This is a genomic window from Candidatus Jordarchaeum sp. (assembly GCF_052745115.1).
This window is the reverse complement of the sequence record NZ_JBRAKS010000527.1, coordinates 1-1,843: the sequence shown is the minus strand read 5'-3', so window position 1 is coordinate 1,843 and position 1,843 is coordinate 1. Positions and strand designations below refer to the sequence as shown.

General features: G+C 36.9%; 3 protein-coding genes. 1 reads left to right on the top strand and 2 read right to left on the bottom strand.

Annotated elements, in window-relative coordinates; genetic code table 11:
- Window positions 1–738 precede the first annotated feature (738 nt).
- The gene (locus ACUVXA_RS20475) at window positions 739–861 is read left to right on the top strand and encodes a nucleotidyltransferase family protein (RefSeq protein WP_445873146.1); all 123 of its coding nucleotides are present in this window, start codon (window positions 739–741) and stop codon (window positions 859–861) included.
- A 161-nt stretch (window positions 862–1,022) separates the two neighbouring features.
- Here ACUVXA_RS20475 and ACUVXA_RS20470 read toward each other — a convergent pair whose 3' ends face one another.
- Together ACUVXA_RS20470 and ACUVXA_RS20465 are read right to left on the bottom strand one after the other, a co-directional pair.
- A complete protein-coding gene (locus ACUVXA_RS20470; protein WP_445873144.1) occupies window positions 1,023–1,148 on the bottom strand; it encodes a desulfoferrodoxin FeS4 iron-binding domain-containing protein in 126 nt (41 codons plus the stop codon).
- Between the two features lie 9 nt (window positions 1,149–1,157).
- Window positions 1,158–1,832 (bottom strand): peroxiredoxin, encoded by a 675-nt coding sequence (locus ACUVXA_RS20465; protein ID WP_445873145.1) that lies wholly within the window; start codon window positions 1,830–1,832, stop codon window positions 1,158–1,160.
- Window positions 1,833–1,843 lie beyond the last annotated feature (11 nt).

The window sequence follows — 1,843 nt, the reverse complement described above, 5'->3', positions numbered from 1 at the left end:
GAAACTCAAACACTACTCTGAGGTTTCTATGTTTTAACTTGCTTGGGGAGCCAGAAATAAAAAGGGGACTTAAAATAGGTCCCTTTTTTATCTCTGGCTCCCCTTCCAAAATCACTACGAACCGTTCCGATACTTTTACCAAATTCAAGTTATCTCACGGGGTGAACTTCATGGGACATTTTAAGCATTTCACTCCCCCTCTGCCATTTCCATCGAACATAGTTATTTATACCTTTCCCATTCTCATCCTGTTAAATGTTCACCGTTCTTTAAAGATTTTATGCCGAAATGGAGTTTTTTAAAACTTTTTCTTAACTTTTCTTTCTTATTCCTGTATAATATTTAACACAAAAAAAGATATAAGGGATTTTAGGCACAATTTTTACAAATATGAAAAAGAACAAATCACCTAAATGTTAACTAATGGCTAAATGAAGCAGCCTGTAAGATAATTTCTCATGTCTCTGACGATAAAGTGGAAAGATTTACAAAAGATATTGGCAATGAGAAAAGAGCCAGAGAACTTATTGAAAAAGACCATAGCCTTGTTCGGTTTTATCTTCCTCATAAAACATACTGGAGTGAAATTGTAAAACATCATAAAAGATATAAAAATCATCTTGATAGATCGGAAAAAGCTTTTAGATTACATGCTAAAGTTTAATAGAGGATTATTTTTTAAATTTATAGAAGCGAGGAGATGAGAACATTATTGGTTAGTGAAACGACAGCAGCAAAATTAAACAGGTAATTCTTTATGGATCATATGCCCGTGGCGATTTTTCAAAAGACCCTGATATAGACCTGCTCGTTTATTTTTCTGCCACCTGGAATCTCTCCACAAAAAATTTGCTCAACTGAAGAACAGAAAACAACCAGTTTTTCTTCTTCACTACCAACAGCCTTTGGCCAAATCCTAAAATGGCCAGTGGAGTCTTATGGCTATTTCAGGGAATGTTGGGCGCTTCTCTTCGGGCAGAATTGTTGTAACAGTGGAATAAGATCCTGGCCTTAGACATATCCTATCCTAACTTCTTCATTGGTTTGCCACAGCAAAAAAGCTCTCCGCCACCAACCTCTTTAACCTCAACCACATTACCACATATTTCGCATTTAAAAACTTCCCCAATTTTTTGGACTTTCGGCATTTTAATCTCCTATTTTTTGGTTATTTTTTTATGGCATAGCCACCAGTCAAAACATTCAAATTCACCTGCCTTTGCCTTTTCCAGACGCTCCTTAGCAGTTTCGACATTATTAGCAGGTGGAATAATTACATGGTCTTTCACAATCTCATTATTGGGCCAGTTTGCTGGCATTGCTACTTCATGTTTATCAGAAATTTGCATCGCCTCAACAACACGCAAAATTTCATCCATATTTCTTCCGAGTTCCTGGGGGTAATAAAGTATAATTCTAATTTTCCCCTTATCATCAACTACAAAGACGGCTCGAACAGTATTCGTTCCTTTACCTGGATGGATAAGCCCGAGTTTTTCCGCAACAATACCTGTATCTGCAATAATGGGAAATTGTATTTCCACATCAAGTTTCTCTTTTATCCATTCTTTCCATTTGATATGGGAAAAGACCTGATCAACACTCAATCCGATTAGTTCGCAATTTAATGCCTTAAACTTTTCGTACATTTTTTGAAAGGCGACAAATTCAGTAGTACAGACTGGTGTAAAATCTGCTGGATGGCTAAACAGAACAAACCACTTTCCGGCATAGTCCTTTGGCAATTCTTTTACACCATGGGTTGTCTGTACCCTCAGCTCCGGAAAATCATCCCCGAGAAGCGGTATCCTCTGTTGTTCTTTAATATTCATATAAACCTCCT